The organism is Ramlibacter sp. WS9 (genome assembly GCF_003797765.1).
GTDB lineage: Bacteria > Pseudomonadota > Gammaproteobacteria > Burkholderiales > Burkholderiaceae_C > Ramlibacter.
This window is the reverse complement of record NZ_RKMB01000010.1, coordinates 36,471-58,431: the sequence shown is the minus strand read 5'-3', so window position 1 is coordinate 58,431 and position 21,961 is coordinate 36,471. Positions and strand designations below refer to the sequence as shown.

The 21,961-nt window shown below is 62.7% G+C and carries 18 protein-coding genes and 1 pseudogene; 10 read left to right on the top strand and 9 right to left on the bottom strand.

Annotated elements, in window-relative coordinates; all coding sequences use genetic code 11:
• Positions 1-324: 324 nt before the first annotated feature.
• The gene (locus tag EEB15_RS16330; RefSeq protein WP_158290130.1) at positions 325-807 is read right to left on the bottom strand and encodes a hypothetical protein; all 483 of its coding nucleotides are present in this window, start codon (positions 805-807) and stop codon (positions 325-327) included.
• A 444-nt stretch (positions 808-1,251) separates the two neighbouring features.
• Here EEB15_RS16330 and EEB15_RS16325 point away from each other — a divergent pair, with 444 nt between their 5' ends.
• Positions 1,252-2,112 (top strand): HET-C-related protein, encoded by an 861-nt coding sequence (locus EEB15_RS16325; protein WP_158290129.1) that lies wholly within the window; start codon positions 1,252-1,254, stop codon positions 2,110-2,112.
• 2 nt (positions 2,113-2,114) lie between these two features.
• Entirely contained in the window at positions 2,115-3,248 is a 1,134-nt protein-coding gene (locus EEB15_RS16320; RefSeq protein ID WP_141510933.1) for a hypothetical protein, read from the top strand.
• Positions 3,249-3,326: 78 nt separating this feature from the next.
• Here EEB15_RS16320 and EEB15_RS34620 read toward each other — a convergent pair whose 3' ends face one another.
• Entirely contained in the window at positions 3,327-3,998 is a 672-nt protein-coding gene (locus tag EEB15_RS34620) for a LuxR C-terminal-related transcriptional regulator (protein WP_370283660.1), read from the bottom strand.
• Between the two features lie 142 nt (positions 3,999-4,140).
• A pseudogene (locus tag EEB15_RS34615) lies at positions 4,141-4,632 on the bottom strand (helix-turn-helix transcriptional regulator); the annotation flags it as partial.
• Between the two features lie 1,565 nt (positions 4,633-6,197).
• Here EEB15_RS34615 and EEB15_RS34240 point away from each other — a divergent pair.
• The 3 genes from EEB15_RS34240 to EEB15_RS16295 all read left to right on the top strand — a co-directional run bounded on the left by EEB15_RS34240 (position 6,198) and on the right by EEB15_RS16295 (position 9,218).
• Positions 6,198-6,848, top strand: coding sequence for an ATP-binding cassette domain-containing protein (locus tag EEB15_RS34240; RefSeq protein ID WP_233259511.1), 651 nt, complete (start codon positions 6,198-6,200; stop codon positions 6,846-6,848).
• 236 nt (positions 6,849-7,084) lie between these two features.
• Complete coding sequence (locus EEB15_RS16300) at positions 7,085-7,564, top strand: hypothetical protein (protein WP_141510932.1); 480 nt, start codon at positions 7,085-7,087, stop codon at positions 7,562-7,564.
• 16 nt (positions 7,565-7,580) lie between these two features.
• Positions 7,581-9,218 carry a 3-(methylthio)propionyl-CoA ligase gene (locus EEB15_RS16295; RefSeq protein ID WP_141510931.1) on the top strand — a complete coding sequence of 546 codons (1,638 nt, stop codon included), beginning with the start codon at positions 7,581-7,583 and terminating at the stop codon, positions 9,216-9,218.
• Between the two features lie 136 nt (positions 9,219-9,354).
• On the opposite strand, the gene EEB15_RS16290 is transcribed toward EEB15_RS16295, so the two are convergent.
• The 4 genes from EEB15_RS16290 to EEB15_RS16275 form a co-directional block, all read right to left on the bottom strand.
• A complete protein-coding gene (locus EEB15_RS16290) occupies positions 9,355-9,711 on the bottom strand; it encodes a hypothetical protein (RefSeq protein ID WP_141510930.1) in 357 nt (118 codons plus the stop codon).
• Between the two features lie 212 nt (positions 9,712-9,923).
• Positions 9,924-11,156: a hypothetical protein gene (locus EEB15_RS16285; protein WP_141510929.1), complete on the bottom strand. Its 1,233-nt coding sequence runs from the start codon at positions 11,154-11,156 to the stop codon at positions 9,924-9,926.
• A gap of 188 nt (positions 11,157-11,344) precedes the next feature.
• A complete protein-coding gene (locus EEB15_RS16280) occupies positions 11,345-11,986 on the bottom strand; it encodes a GIY-YIG nuclease family protein (protein ID WP_158290128.1) in 642 nt (213 codons plus the stop codon).
• 37 nt (positions 11,987-12,023) lie between these two features.
• Positions 12,024-13,505 carry a phage integrase N-terminal domain-containing protein gene (locus EEB15_RS16275; RefSeq protein ID WP_141510927.1) on the bottom strand — a complete coding sequence of 494 codons (1,482 nt, stop codon included), beginning with the start codon at positions 13,503-13,505 and terminating at the stop codon, positions 12,024-12,026.
• A gap of 1,090 nt (positions 13,506-14,595) precedes the next feature.
• On the opposite strand from EEB15_RS16275, the gene EEB15_RS16270 reads away from it, so the two are divergent.
• The 5 genes from EEB15_RS16270 (at position 14,596) to EEB15_RS16250 (ending at position 19,249) form a co-directional block, all read left to right on the top strand.
• Complete coding sequence (locus EEB15_RS16270; RefSeq protein WP_141510926.1) at positions 14,596-15,672, top strand: plasmid segregation protein ParM domain-containing protein; 1,077 nt, start codon at positions 14,596-14,598, stop codon at positions 15,670-15,672.
• A 12-nt stretch (positions 15,673-15,684) separates the two neighbouring features.
• Positions 15,685-15,993 (top strand): hypothetical protein, encoded by a 309-nt coding sequence (locus EEB15_RS16265; protein WP_141510925.1) that lies wholly within the window; start codon positions 15,685-15,687, stop codon positions 15,991-15,993.
• 84 nt (positions 15,994-16,077) lie between these two features.
• Positions 16,078-16,392: a hypothetical protein gene (locus EEB15_RS16260; RefSeq protein ID WP_141510924.1), complete on the top strand. Its 315-nt coding sequence runs from the start codon at positions 16,078-16,080 to the stop codon at positions 16,390-16,392.
• A gap of 400 nt (positions 16,393-16,792) precedes the next feature.
• Complete coding sequence (locus EEB15_RS16255) at positions 16,793-18,091, top strand: IS1182 family transposase (RefSeq protein ID WP_141510923.1); 1,299 nt, start codon at positions 16,793-16,795, stop codon at positions 18,089-18,091.
• A gap of 237 nt (positions 18,092-18,328) precedes the next feature.
• Positions 18,329-19,249, top strand: a complete 921-nt coding sequence (locus EEB15_RS16250) for a PD-(D/E)XK nuclease-like domain-containing protein (RefSeq protein ID WP_158290127.1) — start codon at positions 18,329-18,331, stop codon at positions 19,247-19,249.
• A 195-nt stretch (positions 19,250-19,444) separates the two neighbouring features.
• Here the strand turns inward: EEB15_RS16250 and istB are convergent, their stop codons facing one another.
• Positions 19,445-20,245: an IS21-like element helper ATPase IstB gene (istB, locus tag EEB15_RS16245; RefSeq protein ID WP_141510921.1), complete on the bottom strand. Its 801-nt coding sequence runs from the start codon at positions 20,243-20,245 to the stop codon at positions 19,445-19,447.
• A complete protein-coding gene (gene istA, locus EEB15_RS16240) occupies positions 20,242-21,735 on the bottom strand; it encodes an IS21 family transposase (protein WP_141510920.1) in 1,494 nt (497 codons plus the stop codon). Before istA ends, istB begins: the two co-directional genes overlap by 4 nt.
• Positions 21,736-21,961: the final 226 nt, after the last annotated feature.

Sequence of the window (21,961 nt, the reverse complement as noted above, 5' to 3'; positions counted from 1 at the left end):
GAAGTTGATCGCTGCAAGCGGCCCGAACGGGAGCGACGCCAGTGGTCCGCCAACGTCGAGCGGGCCGAGGTCTAACTCTGACCACCCGAGACTTGCCCGGATATTTCACGGTGGTCGGCGGCAGCTGCCGCCATCGAAACGCGCCTCGACTACCCGCCGGCCAAGCCGACCGCAGTCAAGTACCCCCAAGATCGAGCTCGCCCTGTGCAGTACAGTTTGGATTCGGCATTGTCTCGCTCGCCTATCAAGATTCGACACCTCGATAACGGGCATACAAGGGGCAATGCCGATCTCGTTTCTACAAACTACCGTGAATTATCCGGGCTAGTTCTTCCGATACAACGGCTGGGGATCTGCCCCCCGTCGCCTGGCCTCCTCAAAGGCCTCCAGCAGGTCCCGGGTATCTCGGGAGCCGTGGATTCGGTCGTTCACCCGAAGGATGCGCCAAGCGAGATTGGGGTGTGAATACCCATCGTCGAAGAATACGGACGGCTTGCCCACCGAGAAAGCGCCGAATTCGTCGAGCGTGCGGAAGGCCTGCATGTTCCAACTCAGCTTGGTCAACTCGATCAGAACCCAGTTAGCCGAGATCGAGTCGTCGTTTGCGATCGGCTGCCTTGCCCGGCGCGCCAGCACGTCTGCTGCGAACTCGTCTGCGTCCTCTTCCGCGGCCTTAGCCCTGCTGGGTTCGACATTCAGCTGCGACATCGCGCCGTCGCGATAAATCGCCCCCGTCGTGCCGCTCCTCAGGTGCCCGACTTCGTGCAGAAGGACGAACACGAGGAAGTGGGAGGCGTCCAGTTCCATCCTTCCCTGTCCGGCCGAATTGCGGCGGACCCAGTCGCGCAGGACCGACGGGGTCACGAACACGCATTTGCAGCCGCTCGGCACAGCCGCTGGCGTCAAGAGGGCTCCAGGCGCACCCTCGACGAGAAAGACGGGGACTGCGTCAGACGGCGCTCCCACCACATCGACCCAGGCAGGACGAAGCCTTGGGCCTTGGTCTGTCAGCAGTCTGTTGACGCGTGCTATCGCGTGTTGAGCCAGGTCTTGCCCCTCCGCGCTATGTGCAAAGCCGCGCTCGGTGACTGGATCGGCAGCACTGACGCCGGCAGCAAGGCAGGCTATGGCGACCCAAGTCTTTGCCCAAATCTTTGTGACTGCCATCCGACGAATCTCCCATTGACCTGCTGGACATCAATGCTCGGTGCAATACATACTTGCCGCAACAACAATTGGAAGGGACCCTCCATGAGGAAGCTGCGATACGGGGCTGCCTGCCTCGCCTTGTCGGTATCTTCGCTTACATCCGCCCAGCAGGCGGGGCCACCCAAACCGCCAAGGCCCCCCGAAACCGTACCAAGCCTGCGTGAGGTCAAGAGCGTGATCGTTTGCGGCGACTGTGACAAGCCCTTCGATACCAGTACGCACAAGCAGGTGATGGACGGCCTCCTGTCGAACAAGTACATCGGGGAGCTGCGCAAAGCGCTTTACTGGCAGGACAGCGCCCACCAGTTCGAGTCGAAGGCTCACTACGACAACTGCGACTTCGACGGCGCTACCTCATACGTCGACAGCCTCCTGGCCGAGATAGACGGCCACGTGATTGCTGCCAAGGCCGCTAAGGAAAAAGGGGATGGCGCCGCGGCCGAGGCCCGGGTCGTCAAGGCCTTCTTCGCCCTGGGCCAGGCGCTTCACGGCGTGCAGGACTTCTACGCGCACACGAACTACGTTGAAATGAGCGTCGGCGCAGCGAAGAAATCCACTGACATCGAGGTTGTGATGCCATGGAAGCGGTCCGGCAAGGATCGGATCAAGGAGCTTGTCGGCAACGGGCTGGTGTCCGGCTTCGTCGTCTGGGGCCTCCCGCAACATTGCGCAAAGGGCGTCGCGTCCCACGAGGATATGGCCAAGGACAAGGAAACCACCACCAGCGGCAAAGTCAGGGTTGCGCACCTCCAGAACCGCAGCCGCTATCAGATCGCAGCGCAGTTGGCGCGCGAAGCGTCGCAGGAACTCGTCGACGACGCCTTCCGCCGCTGGCCCTTGCTCAAAGAGATCAACGGTCAGCACGTCGCTTTCGAAGTCCTCGTGGACCGTCGGGGCCTGTGATCATGGGAGCGCCGCTGCGCGCAGCTTTGGCTCTTGTTTTGGCAACCGCCGGCGGAATCGCCTATGCGCAGGCGCCGCCCACTTGTCGCATGGACGCGGAGGGTGGGAAGGTCGCCGCGGCGACGATTCGCTTGGCCTTGAAGGCATATGAGGCGCTCGGCAAGCCGCTTCCGATTGACGATGTCGCGGCGAATCCGGCCCGCCCGAGCGGGATGCGGTCGTTGGCTGTCTACGTTGTGACAGACGCATCCGGCAGCACGGTCGGCAAGGACGGCTGTGTCGCCAAAGAGCCGGCGCTGATCCGCGGGGAGGAACTCGACACTGTCTCCGTTCGCGGCGGGTGCGTCGCTAGCGCCCGCGGGCTTGAAGTGCGTTGCTCCAGCGCGGCGGTGCAGATGTTCGGCAAGCAGGGTAGCCGACCCGGGTTGTCCAATCCCGCGCTGCTCTACTTATTAGCTCACGAGCTGGGGCACATCCTGCAGCGGCGCCCGGGTGAATATGCTGGGCGTGTGGAGCCTATTGACCTCGCGCTGCCGCAGGCCGGAAAGCTAATGTTGCTGCGCGAGTCCTGCGAGCCTGGTATGACGAAGGCCGAGGAAGACGCCGATCGACTTGCGGTGCAGGTACTTGCCAGGTTGCTACCCGAACCACCCTATCGCGAACCGATGTTCTCCGCTCGCGGGTCCGTCCTTTGGGGAGCAGATCAACTGAACCTGGCCGCGAACACTTGGCGCAAGACCAGTCTGGAGCGCGAGTTCATCAGCCAATCCAAGCCGCACAAGAGCTTCCTGGCTACGGAGTTCCCAACGCCGGCGAAGTCGGTTCAGGCGAATGCCAAGCGATTTGTCTGTGACGTGCTGACGAAGAAGTCGGGCGTCATCAACTATCCCGGACGGGCTGCAACGCATCCCGTGCTGGAAGTGCGCATTCAGCAGGTCGCAGAAACCTTGCGCCCGCTCGCTGCGGAACTGCCGCAGGCGGGCGCCCGGCAGGAGTATCAGCCGGTGGCTGTACTACAGGAGCAGCTGAGCGGAATCTTCAGCTTCATGTATCGGGAGAACGGGGTCTATCTTCAGGCGGTGCAGGGGGCGATTTGCACTCGGGTGAACAGCGAGAAGCCGGCGGCAGGATGTTAAGGTTGACTCGCGCAAAAGGTTGAACGCCCTCGGGCCGCCGAACACGGAGCGAGCCGCCGACACCAGCCAGCCCGCTGCTCAGGTAATCAACCCCAGCTTGCGTGCGATCGCAACGGCCTGCGTGCGGCTATGCGCGCCCAGCTTCATGTTGATGCTGCGCAGGTGGGTCCGCACAGTGCTTTTTGACACGAAAAGTCTTTCGGCCATGGCATTGTTGGAGTAACCCTCGACCAGTAATTGCAGCGCAACCAGTTCCTTGCGCGTCAACGGGTCCAATGCGCCCCGGGGGCGTTCGGTCAATGACTCCGCCTCCGAGGGCAACGGACCGAACGCTTGCAGCAGGCGCTGCAGGTAATCGCTCAGCAGCGGGTCGCGGGCGGCTGCGCTCTCGTGCACGGCCTGGAAGCGTTGCACGAGCGCGCCCATGGCAGGCCCTTCGTCCAGCACCAGCCGCATGAAGCCCTCCTGCGCGGTGAACTGCATGGCCGCGGCCATCAAAGCCAATGCGGCCGGGACGTCGCCGGTGCGCTGCAAGGCCAACGCGCGAAGCAGGCGCAACACCAGCAGGCGACGCTGCCGGCCTGAGGCGTTGGCGTGCTGGATCTCGGCGTCCAGCCGAGCCAGGCAGCCGGCGGTGTCGCCAAAAGCGATGTCCCACCGCAGCCGGGCCAGCGCCATGTACTGGATGTCGTGGGAGACCAGCCGTTGCCTCTGCTCTCGCGCCCACAGTGTCGGATCGGCCGCGCGCACGAGTTCGTCGTGCGCGGCCGGGCCATTGCCCTGCAGGATCAGCAGCCGCGCCCGTTCCAATGGCCGCCGCCGTTACGCGCGGCAGCTTGCGCTGGCTGCCCAGTGACTCCAATTCGGCCAACGTCAGCAATGCGGCGTCCACGTCGCCATTGATGAACGCTATCCGGGAGCGCACCGCGTGGCACTCGATCATGTGGTCGGGCAGTCCCACATCACGCGCGAGCGGCAGGTAGACGTTCAGCAGATGATCGGCCTGGTCGATCTGATTGGCCTCGTAGACCACGCTGGCGTAGAACACACCGGCCCAGGCATTGCCGTGCGTGTGGTGAAAGTTCACCGCATGTGTTGCATCCACGGCCAACCGGAAGCGTGCCGTCGCGAGGCGCAACCGCCCCTGCAACAGGTCCAGCAGCCCTTCGGTGGATTCGCTGTACATGCGGTTGAAAGCGCCGCTACCGCTGTGCTGCCGGCGAGCCGCGTCCAGCAGCTGCTGCGCTTCGCGTGGCTGCCCGGCGATAGCGGTGAGGTGGGCCATGACATTGAGCAGCGTCGTGTCTGGGAATTCATGGCCCGTCGGCAGTCGCTTGAGCGCCTCGCGTCCGACCTCCAGTGCCTGCTCGTTGCGGTCCTGCATGGCCAGCAGCATGGGGCGCATGCCGTTGCCATGGGCGCGAAGGAAGGTATCTTCGCTCTCTCCCAGGCCGGAGCGCTCCAGCATCTCCATTGCCTCCCACGGGCCGCGTGTGAAGCCCGTTGCCCACATGGCGATCATCGCCAGCCGCGGCCGCTGGCGCAGTTGCTCCGCCGGCAAGCAGGCAAACCAGCGCGAGAGCAGGCGCATGCGGCCCGCGGCGAGGAAGTGCTCGGCCTGGCCTTGCAGCAAGTGCATGGCGTGGGGGAAGTCACCCCCCTCGATGGCGTGGTCGATGGCGGGAACGGGTCGGCCCTGCGATTCGTACCAGGCTGAAGCACCCAGGTGCAGCCGCGCCACCTCGGCGGGTTGCTCGCGTTCCAGCCGCTTGCGCAGGTAGTTGGCGAACAGGCTGTGATAGCGCCAGGTCGGCTGCACCCCGGACACTTGGGTCAGGAACAGGTGGTCGGCATCCAGCTGCTCCAGGATCGCGGTGGAGTCGACACGCGGATTGAGCGCGGCACAGACCGAGGCGTCCAGTTGCCGCAACACACTGGTTCGCAAAAGGAAGCTGCTGATGTGTGAGGGCTGGTGCGCCAGCACCTCCTCTGCCAGGTAATCAGCTACCCCGCGGTCCGACCCTGAGAACCGCTCGATGAACTCGTCCGCGTCGGCGGCACGCTCAAGCGCCAAGGAGACAAGCCACAGCGCGGCCACCCAGCCCTCGGTCTTCTGGTCCAGCCGGAACAGCTGGTCGGCGGAAAGGGTACGGGGCTTCAGCCGCTGCTCAAATAAGGTCTGCGTGTCCTCCAGGCCGAAGCGCAGCCGCGCCTCGTCGATTTCCACCAACAGGCCGCGCACCCTCAGGCGCGACAACCCCAGTTGCGGCAAGCTGCGCGAGCCGATCACCAGATGGCCGCCACGGGGCAGGCGTCCGGCAATCTCGCGCACCAGGCCCAGCACTGCGGCCTCGTGCACGCTTTCGCACTCGTCGACAAACAACGCAAACGAGGCATCCGCGCCAGTGAGCGAACTGACGGCGTCGCTTCCGGCCTCAGTGAGCCCCAAGCGAGCCACGGCTTCGTCAAGGCAACTCATGAAGCGAGACACGTCATTGTCCGCCCGGTCCAAGGCCAGCCACACCGTGGGAACGCCGGCATCTTCCATGCGAGCTCGCGCCTGCATCATGAGCGTGGTCTTGCCGAATCCCGCCGGCGCGCTGACCAACACCAGCTGGCCGGCGGCGCGCCAGACGGTATCGCACAGGCCTGGACGCAGTACTTGGCCAGCCACGCGGGTGGGCGGGTTGAACTTGCTGTCCACGCCAATGGTGTTCAACGGTCGGGCGTTGGATGGTTCGTTGGCGTGGATGGCGTGCATGGCGTGGATAGGAAATTCGTAATGCTCGCCGCAAAGGGCTCGTGTCGTGCCGTCGGTTCGGACAATTCGCGTGTTCATTGTCCGCGATGGAGCGGCACGGTTGGATCGCCCAATTTCGTCCCTTCGGACGACGCGGAGTCTCTCGCCGGCGACGAAGAATCACCGGTTGGCAACCCCAAGGAAAGTCCATGCCCCGAGCCCGGACGGATCATGGAGAAAATACGCTGCTGCGCATCGAAGGCGTGACAGTCCGGTTTGGCGGCATCGTCGCGCTGGATGGCGTATCGTTCGAGGTGCGGCGCGGAGAAATCTGCGCGCTGATTGGCCCCAACGGCGCCGGCAAGAGCACGTTGTTCAACTGCCTGTCTCGCCTGTACGATTCCAATGCAGGCCACATTGCGTTCGATGGCCATGTTTTTACCCACATGCCGCGACACCGTATGGCTGGCATCGGGATCGGGCGCACCTTCCAGAACCTGGCGCTGTTTCGCAGCATGACGGTGCGTGACAACGTTCTGGTGGGCTGCCACAGCCATCACCACGCCGGATTCCTGCGCAACGCGTTCAGGTTGCCAGGTGTTGCGGGCATCGTCTCGCGCCGGCGTCGGCCACGTGCCCGACGGCCGCGGCACATTCATGGGGCTGACAACGCTGGAAAATCTCCGCGTGGGGGCCTATGGCCGTGCCGCCAGCGACGCCCGTCGGTGTTCCTCGATCCGCACACGATGACCGGGGTGCTGCTGTACGCCTTTGCAGGCGCCTTGGTTGGCGGCATCGACAGCCCTGTGGGCGAGGCGCAGTGCTGGGCGGCTTCATCGTCGGCATGCCGGAAAACCTGATGGGCTCCTACGTACGGCCTGGTACTGATCGCCGTGATTTACGTCATGCCCGGCGGCGTGGTGGGCCTGCTGCGCCGGGTGCGAGGCTTCATAAAACGCAGCGCGTTCTAACCGCTGATGTCGGCGATGTCGCGCTGACGTCAGACCAATCTCGTCACTTCAGACGATGTTGCGACAGAGCCATCTTCCTACGATGGTTTGGTCCGAACCCCATGAAAAAGACCAGGAGACCTGCCATGACCCAACCAATCGACGCCAGCTTGCGCCGTTCCCTCCGACTCGGTGCCGGCCTGCTGCTGGCAAGCGCGCCGCCACTCTCCGTGCGCGCCCAGAAGAAGGACGACCCGGGCGCGACCGACACCGAGATCAGGCTGGGCAACCTCATGCCGTATTCCGGCCCGGCTTCGGCCTACGGCACCCTCGGCAAGGCCATGGCGGCGTACTTCGACAAGGCCAATGCCGCTGGCGGCATCAACGGGCGCAAGGGATACTCCATGGCTGCCACGATGGTGCAGGTGCTGCGCCGGGTCGGCGACAACCTCACGCGCGAGAACGTGATGAAGCAGGCCGCAAGCCTCAGCTTCGCCCCGCCCATGCTGTACCCCGGCATCGAGGTGAAAACCTCGGCCGACGACTTTTCCCCGATCGCCAAGAAAGTCCTGCAGCGCTTCAATGGCAAGTCGTATGAAGCCATCGGCGCGGCGATCAGTGGCTGAACCTGGAGAAAAACCTATGCAAGGACTGATGCAGGACCGGCCGCTGTTGATCTCGTCGCTGATCGAGCACGCCGCCACCTTCCACCCCCACACCGAAATCGTCTCGCGCCTGCCAGAGGGGCAGGTGCACCGCACCACATGGCAAGGCATCTGCCTGCGCTCGCGGCAAGTGGCCAACGCGCTGCACCAGCTCGGCATCCAGCAGGGTGACCGCGTCGGCACGCTGGCGTGGAACTCTTACCGCCACCTGGCGCTGTATTACGGCGTGTCGGGCAGCGGCGCGGTGCTGCACACGGTGAATCCGAGGCTGTTTCCCGAGCAGATCGACTACATCGTCAACCACGCGGAGGACCAGGTGCTGTTCTTCGACATCAACTTCGCCAAGCTGGTGGAGCAACTGGCGCCATCGATGAAGTCGGTGCGGGCTTTCATCGCGATGACCGACCGAGCACAAATGCCGGACATCCAGGTGCCCAACCTGCTGTGTTTCGACGAACTGTTGGACGCCCAGCCCACCGAGTACGCTTGGCCGGAGTTCGACGAGCGCAGTGCTTCGTCGCTGTGCTACACATCGGGCACCACCGGCAATCCCAAAGGTGTGATGTACACGCATCGCTCGACCGTGCTGCACTCCCTGATGGCGCTGGCGCCGGACACCTTCGGCCTCAGTGCATCCGAGACATTGCTGCTGATCGTGCCGATGTTCCATGCCAACGCCTGGGGTACGCCCTACGCGGCCGCAATGGTCGGAGCCAAGCTGGTGCTGCCCGGCCCTTACATGGACGGCGAGAGCGTTTATGCGCTACTGCGAGACGAGCGGGTGACGTTCTCGCTAGGGGTTCCCACCATCTGGATGATGCTGTTTCACTACCTGGACCAGCATCCCGAGCTCGACCCAAAAACGTTGGGAGTGCGGCGCATCCTCATCGGTGGTGCCGCAGTACCCCGCGCGATGCTGGAGCGCTTCGAGCAGACCTTCGGTGCCGAGGTGATGCAGGGCTGGGGCATGACCGAAACCAGCCCGATCGGAGTCGTCAGCAAGCTGCTGCCCAAGCATGCCACGCTGGGCGATGAGGATCTGGTCAGGATCAAGCTGAAGCAAGGTCGCGGCGTCTGGGGTGTGGAACTTAAGATCGTGGACGCCGAAAGCAAGGCGCTGCCATGGGATGGCGCGGCCTTCGGCCACTTGCACGTGCGCGGTCCCTGGATCGCGGCGGGCTACTTTCGCGGTGAGGGTGGCGATGTACTGGATGCGCAGGGGTATTTTCCGACAGGCGACGTAGCCACCATCGACCCCGACGGCTATTTACAGTTGGTTGACCGCGCCAAGGACGTCATCAAATCCGGTGGCGAGTGGATCTCTTCCATCGACGTCGAAAACGTGGCGGCGTCGCACCCCGGCGTGGCCGAGGCCGCAGTGATCGGCGTTTCACATCCGAAATGGCAGGAACGCCCGCTGCTGTTGCTGGTGCGCCGCCCCGGCGCCACAGTCACCAAGGCCGAGGTGCTGGACTACCTGAGCAACCGGGTCGCCAAGTGGTGGCTGCCCGACGAAGTGCTGTTCGTTGACGCGCTTCCGCATACGGCCACTGGCAAGCTGTTGAAGACCAGGCTGCGCGAGACTTATCGCGACTACAAGCTGCCCACTGCATGATCGATCAGCGCCGCGGTTAAATGTGGACGGCGATTGCGTCATTTTGCGTCGCTATTGCGAGCGCCGGAGTGCACGCCGTAGCGAATTCGGCGAGTGCCGTGGCACTGTCTTGCCGGCGCGCAGCCCCGTTGTTGACTCATCCGCGCCTGGAGTGAATGATGTAGATGTAAAGCAGGCTAATCGGCGCAATGAGCATCGCGCCGAACCAGCAGAGATACATCGTGAGGAGTTTGAAGAACAGCAGCACGCCGGCATTCATGTAGAACACGCTCCTGCCCAAGACGAAGTCCACGATGGACTCGTAGAGGAATCTGGCGTACGGGTAGAGAAGAGTGTTGACCGTGACGAAGGCGTACGTCCAGAGCAAAGGCGGTTCCTGCACGTTGTCGCGCAACGCGAAGTACGCCAGCACGGGAATGAGCGCAAAGAACAGGTTACGGAAGTAGTACGCCGCTGTAATCCCACCGAAGGTTTTCCAGAACAGAGGTGCCATTTGTAGAAGTTCCCTTTGAGAGTTGTTGACCGCGAGGCGCGGTGAACAAATTTCTACAGGACACTTCACGAAATTCAACCCAGTGCGTTTGCATGAGTTTCGTTCATTGGCTATCGGGAGACGTCGTTCTGCTCGACGTTGGTAACGAAGATATCAAGGCCTTCTTCGCCGCCCGTGACGGGTGGGTTCCGTGGGCTGAAATCGATCCAACATCAGCGCCAAGCATACGTAGGGTCTTTCTCCCAATAGATGAGGTCGAACCCGCGAGCGACTGCTTCCGCTGCCGCCGCCGCCGCCGCGAGTGCGTGCTCGAAAAACATACTTCGATTGGTCCAGAGCTCGTCAACCCGATCGGTTCCATCGGGCAGCGTGCAGAACTCGGCGAGATGAGAAACGTCATAAGCCCGATCCTGACCAATTTCCTCGGTGACAAGCAGCAGATATCGCCGCGGCAGCACGGAACCCGCTGCCCGCTCCCTCGCTGCGCCGATCACTGCCAGAATCGCTTCCTGGAATAGGTCCGTTGCATAGTGGTGGACCGATACGATCGCACCCGCGGGTTGCCGGGTAGCCCATACCTGCCAGCCGGCATAAGTTACCGGCAGCGCCACAAACGGCTTCAGTTGGCTCTCCTGTCTGGCGTCATTCTCCTTCCTGAGCCAGTCGTTGTGGGATGTACCCGATATCAATCGCGGTTCATGACGGTGAAATTCCGACCACTCGTGCAAGCTCAATGAAGCGAAGGTCGTCGCAACGCGCGGGCAGGAATCAATGCCAGTGGAGTTTCTTCGCGGCCTTCCATTCAGGAAGAACTTCGATTCGTTTCCCATAGGTGGGGTGGGCATCACATAAGCCACGCCGTCAAGCCGAAATGCGACGTCAACGACTGGCCCTTTCGTGTCGGCCGCAGTTGGCACCTCCCGCACTACTGAATTCATACGCTCCATCACGAAGGCATGCCAAGCCTCGCGCAACGCCTCAAATTCTCTAAAAGGCCGGTCAACCCAAATAGGAACGTAATCGATGGGCCATAGGAAATAGCTGTCGAACGTGTCACTGTAGATGTAGCCGCCCGAAACAATCACCGCGTCGATCTCGCTCGAATCATTCCGCGCTCGCCTTGTGACGAGGTCGATCAATGCGCTGTGATTCAGCGACGTGTAGCCGTTGTTGACAATCCACAGAACGGTCGTGGTCACGTCGTGCTCCGCTCGCGATTGCTCGAGTTGCTTTCGCGCGGAGCCGACGGCTGCCTTCACCGGCCCTTCCACGATCCTGTCGTACGTGCGCTGTCCGTCCGCCGTAAGCAGGCTTCGATCCAGAACGATCGTTGGTCGATCAGGGAATTGACTGCGAAAGAGCGTCGCCACTTTTGCCTGGCGCTCGGGCTTGTCAAGGCCTTCGTCTTCAAGGATCTTCAGTTCGATTACGCTTGAGCCAAGCACGAAGTCAGCCCCCCGTCTATCGCGCCTATCCCAATCTGCGTGGGCACGCTTTCCACCTGCATTGCAGGTCAAGCGCTCGATTTCAGACTCCGTGATCGGCCGGATCCTGAACGTTGGCAATCCCGAAGAGGAAGAGCTGTCTTGCCCACGTTCTGTCCGCTTGGATTGAGGCGGTCTCTTAGGCATGGCTAGTTCTCGAGCGGCCCTGGCATTTGGGTGTCCAATGATTGCTCCGCGGCTACTTCACGGCGTATGTAGCGACGGTGCTCGATGACTCCCAGCCGTACCAGCCGGGACGCGATGGCTACGGGAGTCCGCTGATGAAGTGCCGCCAAGGCGTCCGCGTGCATGCCTTGGAGATACCCAATCCGCACGCGCTCTGACTCGGCGCTGGTCCAGGGTTTATGGGCTCGCGCGAACGGCGGTGAGTCCGGCGCTGATACCCGTACTTCCAGGGACCGACTGGGCAGTTCCAGCGGCACGCTGCACTCAAGCTCGGCATGTCGATCATGCGCAAGCAAACCCTTCCGGGTGGCTTCCTCATCGATATTGCACCAAAAGCCGCCGCGAACTCGCTGCCAACCGTGTTGGCGCATGAACGTCAGTGTGAGTTCGTTCTCAATGGACTCAGCATCTTTCCAATCGCGCGTCCCAGCAGGGCGTCGCTCAACGAGGCGAATCGGGGGATGCTTTCTGGTCCATTGCGAGCCCTTTCCACCGATGTGGTCGTTGATCCGCCCCTCGGGGGCGGCCGACTGGCCGATGTAGTAACACCCGTCCTGAAGTTCCAGGACGTAGAGGGTGATCCACTTCTTGCCAGGCGCGTTCACGAACGACAGTATGCCCCGAGCCCGGTGCGCGGTGTCTTTAACCCCTGGCCAGGATTACTTCAGTTCCCACTTCGGGGCGGCGGAGCGGGTCATACGACACGATCACGTTCACGCGCAGGCCTAGCACCCGCTCCATGGCCTGCTGAAGTTCCCCAATCAACTCCGGCCTCGCCGAGGGCTGCAGGAGCACCTGGACCTCCAGGGCGTGCTCACGGCCAAGCTTTACGCCATATGCGATTCGGCCGACCAACCAAGCGGTTTGCACTCCAGCCTGGTCGAAGGCCTTGGCGATGTCGAGGCTTTGTCCAATCGCAGCCAGCATCGCCTGCTCCGCACCTTTTGCCGCCTTCGTCATTGCGATCTCGTTCCCGAGGTAGTAGTGGCTCGCATCTCGAGAATGACCGGCATCTTCGGAAGTTCGTTTCTTGGCCACCTTGACCGCAGCCGCGTTCTCGGCGTAGGCTAGCGGCGGTGCGAGCCTTAGAACTGGAGCGGGAAGCTCCGCGCTTGCCTCATATCGGGCGTGCAAAAAGCCGTGCCGAAGGCCGTGCGGCACGATCCCTCCCTCATTCATCGTGATGCCGTGCTTGCGCATGACGTAGTAGAAGTGCTGGCGCATCTGCTCCAGATTCTTTCCGGGCAAGCCGAGAATTCTCCGCGGCAAACCGCTGGCAACTTTTTTGACCCGCTCAAGCGCGGCACGCGCTCGTTCGAACTCCTCTTCAGTCACCGCAAGACGGAGGTCGCGCCTTCTTCGGCCTTTGGTTCCTTTCTCCAAACGGAGAAAGTCTTCGCAATCCATGGTCATCGGCGAATCCGAGAGCGACTCATTGACGCGCAAACCACCGATCAACTGCAGGAGCAGCGCCGCTCCGCATACCGGGGAGTCGGCCCACACCTCTTCGATCTTCAATAGAGGGTCGACCCCAGCGTCGATCCAGGACTTGCTGACTTCCGCAACGTAGGTGCGTTTGAAATGCACGGGTTCCAGCCCAGCTTCTCGCAGAATCTGCGTCCAAACGGCTCCTCTGGGCATTGCTTCCGGCTTGCCGATCAATGTCAGAAATCGCCTCACCACGCTGACCTTTGTCTGAAGCGTTGCCGGTGCTTGCGATTTGTTGATCCAATACCTAATCGCCGCAACGACGTGCTTCCTGGAGAAATGGCGGACATCCTTCAATTTCATGCCCAACTTGCTCAGATCGTCAAACAGGTTTTCCATCGTCTCACTGTGCTTGGACCGGGTTTCGTGGCCGACCTCGCGCACGCGACCAATGCCCGCCATGAGTACCCCGTGGGCGTAGAGATAGTTCAACTGCGCTTTTACGTCGTGGGCTCGTTTCTGAGCGCAGGCGCCTTCAAGAAGATGGGCCCACGCGCCTTGGTTCCGGCGCGACACAGCTTCACGCGCCTTCGCCAGCTTGGCTTCCTGCTTGATCCGTCGGTTCACCTCGCGCGGGTCAGGCAACTCAATGTCGCCAACGCGCAGATCGGCCTTGTTGCGATTTTCATTTGTCATTTCACGCTCCAAATTGTTTAAGGAAAGGAGAAGCGGCTACGAAAACAGGGGCAAAAAGGCAAGAGTCGGATGCATCGCCTCCAGTCTTGAGCTGGCTGACCCGTCCAACGTGGAAGGCGAACTCCACGCGGCACCCCCGAAGAGGCTTCCTGCGCAATGAGCGGCAGGAGAGGCTAACGCCCGGCTTTCGCCGTACGAGCCCTTGATGGGGGCCAAGCAAGGAGATGCGGCATGCCGCATCTGCAGATTCATCTCCTCCGTCTGGACTCTCAGACGTTCCAATCTCACTGCGTGTATGCGCTGGCGATCTGCCATCAGGCAGCCTGCTCGTGAGCAGCTATGCGCCCGCAGACCCGGTTGCGCTAAGGCACTCCGGGACATCAGCGAGAGGGAAGGAAAAGGTTTGCCAATGCGTCGAGGCGACGCGCCACGTGGGCTCCCGTAGCCGGGGAGCCGCCACTTGGTGGCCCTTACGGGCCTGGGATGCCAGCTTAGGCAGCCCTATTGCAGGGTTGCCGCCCAGCCTTACGAGGCTGGATGCTCGGACGTTCTCGTCCTGGTGAATGGCCATACGGCCGGTGATGGACGGCATGTTGCCGTCTGCTCCCCATCGGGAAACGTTCACGCACTTTAACGCGAGCGCAATTCATACGCAATCGATGACGTCGACTTGTTGTGAACAAGTCTCATACGAAACGGATTCAACACGGAACTGGTGCCGTATTCATCTGTTCAATCCCGTCGCGCACGTCAATGCGGAAGCCCCTATCCGGATCACTCTCCCTTCACTGGTTCTGTTGAATGGCCTGTGCATACCTTGTGCGTCACCAACTTGTTGCATCCCGCGCGGCGCCCATCTGGAGGCCAGAACTCCGACCGCGGGTAGACGAATGCCGCGGCCGGTACCAAAGCGGTTGCCGTCACCCAGCGGCGCTGCGCCATGACGGCAAGCGCCGCTTCTTCGCACAACCGTCATGAGCGATGACGTTTGCATGACGGGAACTGGTCGCCAACGTTGGACATGAAATCGGACATCGGAAACCATCTGCGCCGTGCACACCCTGGTGCATGAATACACGAAAGGTTCCGAATGCAACAAGACACAAAGGTCAAGCGAGTGGCTGTACGGGCGATCGACATCGGCCATTCCAATACCAAGTACACACTCGGCCGCAAAGACAGCGGCAACGGCAATGCCATCAAGACCGCAATGTTCACGTCCATTGCGCCGCGAGTTGCCAAGACTCAGACGATCAACACCACGGGCGCCCAGCGCAGCTCGGCTTCGATCATCGGAGTCGGGGACGCGGACTACTGGGTTGGCCCCGGTGCCGCGAGTCAAGCGGGCGGAAGCGAGCCACGGTTCGTTAATGATGACTATTGCCTGTCCCCCAAGTATCACGCGCTGATGCTCGGCGCCTTGAACGAGATGGCACAAGAAGAAGGCGCCGGACACGAGCTCATGATCGAGCAGCTGGTGCTCGGGTTGCCTTTGACCACCTACGTGCGGCACGCGGATGCATTGCGGTCCAGGATGACGGGGGAGCACCGAATCGGCCGCGCCGGAGAATCTACCCTGAGGCAAGTGACGATCAAGGACGTGAGCGTTCTCGTTCAACCGCACGGCGCGCTGATGAATCTGGGCACGTCGCGGTTCGCGGCGCTCTCGGGCTTGAATCTGGTGGTTGATGCCGGCGGTGGCACCCTGGACTGGTTCATGACGCGTGGTACGGAGCCCAATTGGGCAAAGTCAGGCGCCCATGCCAAGGGCATGCTTCACTGCGGGCTCGCCGTGGCTGACGGCATCAAGAAGAGCTGGCGCAACCAGTTCGAAGTCATGGACACCATCGACTTGGCCCTACGCACCAACGCAGAGAGTTTCACAGTCAGCGGGCACGACTACCCCCTGGCCGCACATCGCGCCGATGTCGAGGCCGTTCTTGCGGAATCCGTGAACAGCCTGCTCGAGAGCACCGGCGACCTGGATGGTGTGAGCCGGATCCTGTTTGTTGGCGGCGGCGCCCGGCTCTTTCACGACTACATGAAGCGAGCCTTCCCCCGCTTGCAGCGCGTGATGACGATTGATTCCGATCCGGTGTTTGCGAACCTCTTGGGGTTCCATATCGCCGGCGAATATCAATTGCGTCGCGCCGTGGCGGCCCGCTAGAAGGAAACCACCATGTCAAAAGTTCAGACTCGTCAGCGCTACAGTGGCAAACACATCCAGTTCCGCATCACCATCGATGTCGATACGGGGCCCGTGTACGAGGCGCTGCTGCAGATGCAACCCGGCGCGCGCTCGCGCGAATTCGGCGCATGGGGCCGCGCTGGATTCGCCCAGTGCCGGGGCGGCGCACTTTGGTCTCGCGACTCAGTTCCAGCAGCCGCAGAATCGGACCCTGTGTCGGCGGTACAGAGCGCGGAGAGCAACGCACTCGAAGCCTTTGCATTCGTGGCACCACCGACCACCGTGCGTAAGTCCACATGAGCGGTTTTCGACCTGCTTGTTCGACTATTGACTTGGGCCAGTTTCATGCAAATCTGATTGAACATTCACTTGTATGGAGTCAATATGGAAATGCATGAAACCCCGCCGCTGTTCTGTGCCGACTTGGATGAAGCTGTCGCGTCGCGGCATTGGCTGCTCGACGCCATGTACGGGCGTGAGCTACTGAAGACGCGGTTGCGCCAGCTTCGGCCCGACATGCGGATTTCGCGATGGTGTGAGCAACCAGAACTCGACCCAATGCTGGACGCGGTCATCGACGATCTGAACTTGCGGGAATGGCACAAGCCGTCTGGGCTCAAGAGGCGTCTCGCGTACTTGGTCACTGTGTTTGCGATGATGAACGCCGTCCGGTGCGGCGAGCTGTTGCCGGCCTGGTGAACGCGGCCACCGGTGCTAATCTGCCCCGCGGGTCGGCCGACGCCCGCCCGCGAGGTTTGTGTACTGATATGGGCGAGCTACCTCACGCAGCGACTACTTCCTCTGCGCATTCTCTCTTCGTCCGCTCGATCCTCTGCCTCCATTGCAATGCGCCTCGCTTGGACTTCTTCAAAAACGATTCGCGCCTGCCTGCCCATCCACAGTTCCAGCGCAATGATCATCACCGCGACTGCTGCCAGCACTTCGCCAACTGTCATTCCCACTCTCCAGCGCCCCGATACAAGGGGCGTGTCAAAAGGCTAGGAGTCTGCGCGGCAGAAGATGCATGTCATGCCGGACTTGATCCGGCATCCATGTTGGCGTGAGTCATCGCTGGAGGCTGGCAAACCGTTGAGCATGCATGCCCGCCAGCTACATCCCCTACGAGCCCGATCAGGACTTTCTGCTGCCACCGTCGTTGAAGGAGTGGTTGCCCGAAGGGCACCTGGCGTACTTCATCAGCGACGCCGTCGACAGCCTGGACTTGGGGGCTTTTCATGCCCGCTACGCCGCAGGCGGTCCTCGCAACCAGCCGTTCGACCCGGCCATGATGGTCAAGGTGCTGGTCTACGCCTATGCCACGGGGGTGTTCAGCTCGCGCAAGATCGCGCGCAAGCTGCATGAGGACGTGGCGTTTCGGGTGCTGGCCGCTGGCAATCATCCGGCGCACCGCACGATCAGCGACTTCCGCGCGTTCCACCTGAAGGAGTTCAGCGAGCTGTTCGTGCAGGTGGTTCGCTTGGCTCGGGAGATGGGGCTGGTCAAGCTGGGCACCCTTGCGGTGGACGGCACGAAGGTCAAGGCCAATGCAAGCCGTCACAAGGCCATGAGCTACGGTCACATGGTCAAGGCCGAGGCCGAACTCAAGGCGCAGATCGCCGGCCTGATGGAGCGCGCCAAGGCGGTGGACGCGGCCGAGAAGCACGAGCCCGAGCTGGACGTGCCGGCCGAAATCGCGCGGCGCCAGGACCGACTGCAGGCCATTCAGCAGGCGCGCCTGCGGCTGGAGCAACGCCAGCGCGAAGCCGAACTGCAGCGTGGCCGTGACCCGGACGATCCACCTCGTGGGGGCCGCTACAAGCGCCCCTTTGGCGTACCCGAAGACAAGGCGCAGGAGAACTTCACCGACCCGGACAGCCGCATCATGAAGCGCTCGGGCGGTGGCTTTGACGCGAGCTACAACGCGCAGACCGCGGTGGATGAGGCCGCGCACATCATCGTGGCGGCCGAACTGACCAACAGCGGCAGCGACGCGGCTGAGTTGCCCCGGCTGCTGGCAGCAGTCAAACGCGACCTGGGCCAGGCACCTGCGCAGGTGCTGGCTGACACGGGCTACCGCTCGGAGGCCGTGTTCGAACGATTGGCCCACAGCGGGACCGACTTGGTGGTGGCCATCGGCCGAGAAGGCAAGGGGCAGCTGCCCTTCCACGCAGAGCGCAAGCCCCATTCAGCGGCCATGGCCGCCAAGCTGCGCAGCCCCGAAGGAAAGCAGGCTTACCGCAAGCGCAAGTGGATTGCCGAGCCGCCCAACGGCTGGATCAAGAGCGTGCTGGGGTTCAGGCAGTTCAGCCTGCGAGGGCTGCATCGGGTCACCGCCGAATGGAAGCTGGTGTGCATGGCGCTGAATCTGCGAAGGATGTGCACTCTGAGTGCCGCTTGACGGGCAAAGGGGCCCCAGATCCTGTCCCTGACCCAACGGCTGCAGCTGCGCACAGGACCAATTCACCCTCTTCGATCAAACATCTACGTGCTGCAATGGATGCCGGGTCAAGCCCGGCATGACAGCCTACGGTCTGCCGCGCAGGCTCCTAGCACGCAACCAGTCGGCGTCAAGCCAGTCGAACTCGAACTCTTGACTGCGGACCAAAGTGTGTTTCCATAAATGCAGGAGAAACACATGGAACAATGGATTTCACTGGAAGATGCCCTGAAGGACGTCAGGGCGCTGGCCCAAGCCGCATTCAACGCCTACGACAGCCGCGCGGGCAAAGACGCCGAAAGCGTCATGTTTCCGAAGATGCCGGCGACTGTGTACCACGCGGACCGTGATGCGCTCAGCTGCTCAATGCTGAAGCCGCTGCTGATCTCCCCCGCTCACTTTCAGGCTTCGCTGGTAGCGACGGGCAGTTCGACGGCGGCGAAGGATATTGGCTCCCTCGTCCACCTTCTGTTGCTGGAACCGGAGCTGATCTGCAGTGAACTCGCGGTCTATCCGGGTGTCGCCTCCACCCGTGACCGGGAGTACAAGAAATTCCTGGCCAACAACAGCCACAGGCTCGCCGTGGACGAGCCCACCCTTGCTTCCGCTCGCCGGCTGGTGCAGAAGGTAGCCGGCACCCTCTTTCGCGGTCGCCCTCTCATCCGGTTCATCGAGGAGTCGATGACGGAGTGCAGCGTGTACTTCACCGAGCCGGTCACCGGACTTCGGTTGCGCGTGCGGTTCGATGCCTACCACCCCGACTTCAGCTTCGACCTGAAGACCACCCGCCATGCAACGCCTGCCGCCTTCACCCGCGACGCGGTGGACTTTGGCTACGACCTCCAGGCGTATTTGTACAGCCTGGCTCGCTGCGCCTTCGAAGGCCGCACAGAGACAGCGCCCTTCGTTTTCATCACCGCTGAAACCGCCACGCCGCACTCAGTTTGCGTCCATACCGCCGGCTCCACGTTCCTGGAAAACGGCGCGGCAAAGCTTCGGGAGTGCCTGGCCACGTTCAAGGCGTGCACGACGGTGGCTCATTGGCCGGATCTGAGCTGCCAGACGACGCTGGAGATCGGTCACTGGCAGCAGTTTGTGCCTGGGCAGGAGTGGCGGTGATTGGCGTCAACTATCTTGGCCACTCGGCGTCAATTATTCTGGCCGGTGAGAGGCGGGAACGTTTTTGGTGTTCTGTCTTCGGTTTTCGGTTTTCCTCCTTTTCAGCTTCCACGCGCGGTGGTCAAGTCACGGACCCCGGAGGGGCTGTCCACAGGCTTGCCCTGTGGGCAGGTGACTTGTCCACGGCGCCCCCCTTCAGGCCACGGCCTCACGAGTGCTTGAGGGCTGCGCGCGCCGCGTCGAATTGCCCTGCGCCGTGCGACGGCGGTAACTCTCCACGTTCATCTCCAGGATCGTGGCGTGATGCACCAGACGGTCGACCGCAGCCAGCGTCATGGCCGGCTCGACGAACACATCGCCCCACTGCGAGAAGGGAGTGTTCGCCGTCACGGCCAGGCTCTTGCGCTCGTAGCGCTCGGCGATCAGTTCGAACAGCACCGAGGTCTCGGCTTGGTCGCGCCGCACGTAGCTCAGGTCATCCAGAATGAGCAGGTCGAAGCGATCGAGCTTGGCGAGTTCCTGCGGCAGCCGCAGTTCCTGGCGTGCGGCCTGCAAGCGCTGCACGATCTCGCTGCAGCGTGCGAACAGCACTCGCCGGCCCGCATCCACCAACGCATGGCCGAGCGCACACACGAGATGGCTCTTGCCGACGCCAGGAGGCCCGAACAGCAGCACGTTGGCACCGCGGTCGAGCCACTCATGCCCCTCGGCCAACGCCATCACCTGCGCTTTCGACACGCTGGGCACGGCGGCGAAGTCGAAGCTGGAGAGGCGCTTGTCCGGGCTCAGGCAAGCCTCGGCGCGATGGCGGTCGATGCGCCGGGTTTCGCGCTCTGCCAGTTCGTGTTCGAGCAGCGCCTCCAACAGCCGGTGAGCCGGCCAGCCTTCGCGATCGGACTGCGTGCACAGGCTCGTGGCCAGCCGCTTCATGGTGGGCAGCCGCAGCTCGGTGAGCATCAGGTCCAGCCGACCTGCAGTGATGGTCGCGCCACTCATTGCGTCACCTCCAGCAGCGCGTCGTAGCCAGCCAGTTGCGGCAACTGCACCGCCACTTCGGGCAGCTCGCCGCGCCGCGGCGCCACCAGTTGCGTCAACGCGTGCAGGTCCGGCAACTGGCCCATTTCCAGCAACTGCTCCAACTCGTTGGCAACTTGCGCCTCATGCCCGTCGGCAGCCAGCGCCAGCAGCCCTACCATCGTCTTGCAGGCTTCGCGCTCGGGCAGTTGCGCCGACAGGCGTTCCCAGGCCCGGCGGTACACCTCGCGCGGGAACACCGCATCACGCAGCACCCAGCGAGCGAACGCGCCGGGCTTGCGCTTGAGCGCGGCCACCAGGTGGCGATAGTCGATGTGGCGCGGATGCCGCTGGCCGCCCCGGCTGGTCGCCCGAGGCAGGCTCAGCACGCACTGGCCACCCAGCCAGCACTCCACCTGCTGGGGGTACAGGCGCACCATCACCCGGTGGCCGATCAGCTGGCTCGGCGCACTGTACTGCACCCCCTTGACGGTAAAGATGGCGTACTTGCTCACCCGGGCAGGCAGTTCCTCGTACTCGGCCGTGCGCCGCGCCGGCAGCAGCCTCAGCATCGAGCGCTCCACAGCCAGCGCCTTGCTCACGCGGGCGTTGAAGCGCTGCACGATCATGTCGACGAACCGTTCGTACTCTGCTTGCGCGTCGAAGCTGCGCGTGCCGCGTAGCCGCAGCGCCTGGTCCAGCGCCGTCTTGAGTGAATCGTGGCGCGACTCAATGGCGCCGTTCTCGTGCGACTGGCCGGGGTTGCAGCGGCTCGCGCGCATGCCGTAGTGGCGGCATAGGTCGTCGTAGCGACGCGTGAGTTCCTGCTCTTCGGCCAAGTTGTTGAAGGCCGCGGACAGGCTATCGGTGCGGTGTTCCTCCGGTACCCCGCCCAGCTTCCACAGCGCCGCCTGCAGGCCGGTGGACAGCGCCAGGAAGCTCTCGCCCCCGGTGACCAGCACGGCGTGGCGCCAGCCGGAGTGCGTCAGCGTGAACTGGTACAGCCGATGCGGGAACGCGGCGCCCTCGATCTCCACGCCCAGGTCATCGGCGACAGTGAAGTCCGACAGACCCAGGCGGCCAGGCGGGTGCTCCTGCGCGAAGAAGACCTCGCGCTCGGCCCCGTGGACGGCGCGCCACTGGCGCATGCGCCGCTGCAGCGTTCGCAGCACGTTGGTGCCGTATTGCCCCGGGTAGCGACGCTGCAGTTCCTCCAGCAGGGTGACCCCGTTCAGCAGCGGGTCGTGCTGCAGCAGGGGCACGACCTCAGCGTCCCAGACGGCTGCTAACGGGTCTTTGCGGGTTCGCCAGTCACGCGCTGGCCTCTGGGATGGCAGCGTGTCGCTACCTTCGATGCGACGAGCGCTGCGCTCGCTGATGCCAGCCTTGGCGGCGGCCGCCGCCTGACTGAGCTGGTTGCGGTGTTGCTTGTACTTGTGCACTTGGTGGTCTGTGATCTTCTTGCCGGGCATCCCGTGGGTCTCGCGTATTCGTCGCGACCACGGTAACCCCGCCTCCCGGACCTGCCCGGCACCGGTCTTAACCGGCCAAGATAGTTGTCGTCAGCCGGCCAAGGTAATTGTCGTCAACCAGTGGCGGTGTGAAGCGGAGCGGTAAGCAAACCAGAGACTTCGGCCCCAATGGAATGGGCACTGGCCCAATCAAAGCTACGCTAACCGTTTTGCAAGTACGTGCCAT

Excerpts from the sequence above, each read along its gene's own strand:
- EEB15_RS16330 (WP_158290130.1), bottom strand. The coding sequence starts at position 807 with ATGGAACTGGACGCCTCCCACTTCCTCGTGTTCGTCCTTCTGCACGAA.
- EEB15_RS16325 (WP_158290129.1), top strand. The coding sequence starts at position 1,252 with ATGAGGAAGCTGCGATACGGGGCTGCCTGCCTCGCCTTGTCGGTATCT.
- EEB15_RS16320 (WP_141510933.1), top strand. The coding sequence starts at position 2,115 with ATGGGAGCGCCGCTGCGCGCAGCTTTGGCTCTTGTTTTGGCAACCGCC.
- EEB15_RS34240 (WP_233259511.1), top strand. The coding sequence starts at position 6,198 with ATGCCCCGAGCCCGGACGGATCATGGAGAAAATACGCTGCTGCGCATC.
- EEB15_RS16300 (WP_141510932.1), top strand. The coding sequence starts at position 7,085 with ATGACCCAACCAATCGACGCCAGCTTGCGCCGTTCCCTCCGACTCGGT.
- EEB15_RS16295 (WP_141510931.1), top strand. The coding sequence starts at position 7,581 with ATGCAAGGACTGATGCAGGACCGGCCGCTGTTGATCTCGTCGCTGATC.
- EEB15_RS16290 (WP_141510930.1), bottom strand. The coding sequence starts at position 9,711 with ATGGCACCTCTGTTCTGGAAAACCTTCGGTGGGATTACAGCGGCGTAC.
- EEB15_RS16275 (WP_141510927.1), bottom strand. The coding sequence starts at position 13,505 with ATGACAAATGAAAATCGCAACAAGGCCGATCTGCGCGTTGGCGACATT.
- EEB15_RS16270 (WP_141510926.1), top strand. The coding sequence starts at position 14,596 with ATGCAACAAGACACAAAGGTCAAGCGAGTGGCTGTACGGGCGATCGAC.
- EEB15_RS16265 (WP_141510925.1), top strand. The coding sequence starts at position 15,685 with ATGTCAAAAGTTCAGACTCGTCAGCGCTACAGTGGCAAACACATCCAG.
- EEB15_RS16260 (WP_141510924.1), top strand. The coding sequence starts at position 16,078 with ATGGAAATGCATGAAACCCCGCCGCTGTTCTGTGCCGACTTGGATGAA.
- EEB15_RS16255 (WP_141510923.1), top strand. The coding sequence starts at position 16,793 with ATGCCCGCCAGCTACATCCCCTACGAGCCCGATCAGGACTTTCTGCTG.
- EEB15_RS16250 (WP_158290127.1), top strand. The coding sequence starts at position 18,329 with ATGGAACAATGGATTTCACTGGAAGATGCCCTGAAGGACGTCAGGGCG.
- istB (WP_141510921.1), bottom strand. The coding sequence starts at position 20,245 with ATGAGTGGCGCGACCATCACTGCAGGTCGGCTGGACCTGATGCTCACC.
- istA (WP_141510920.1), bottom strand. The coding sequence starts at position 21,735 with ATGCCCGGCAAGAAGATCACAGACCACCAAGTGCACAAGTACAAGCAA.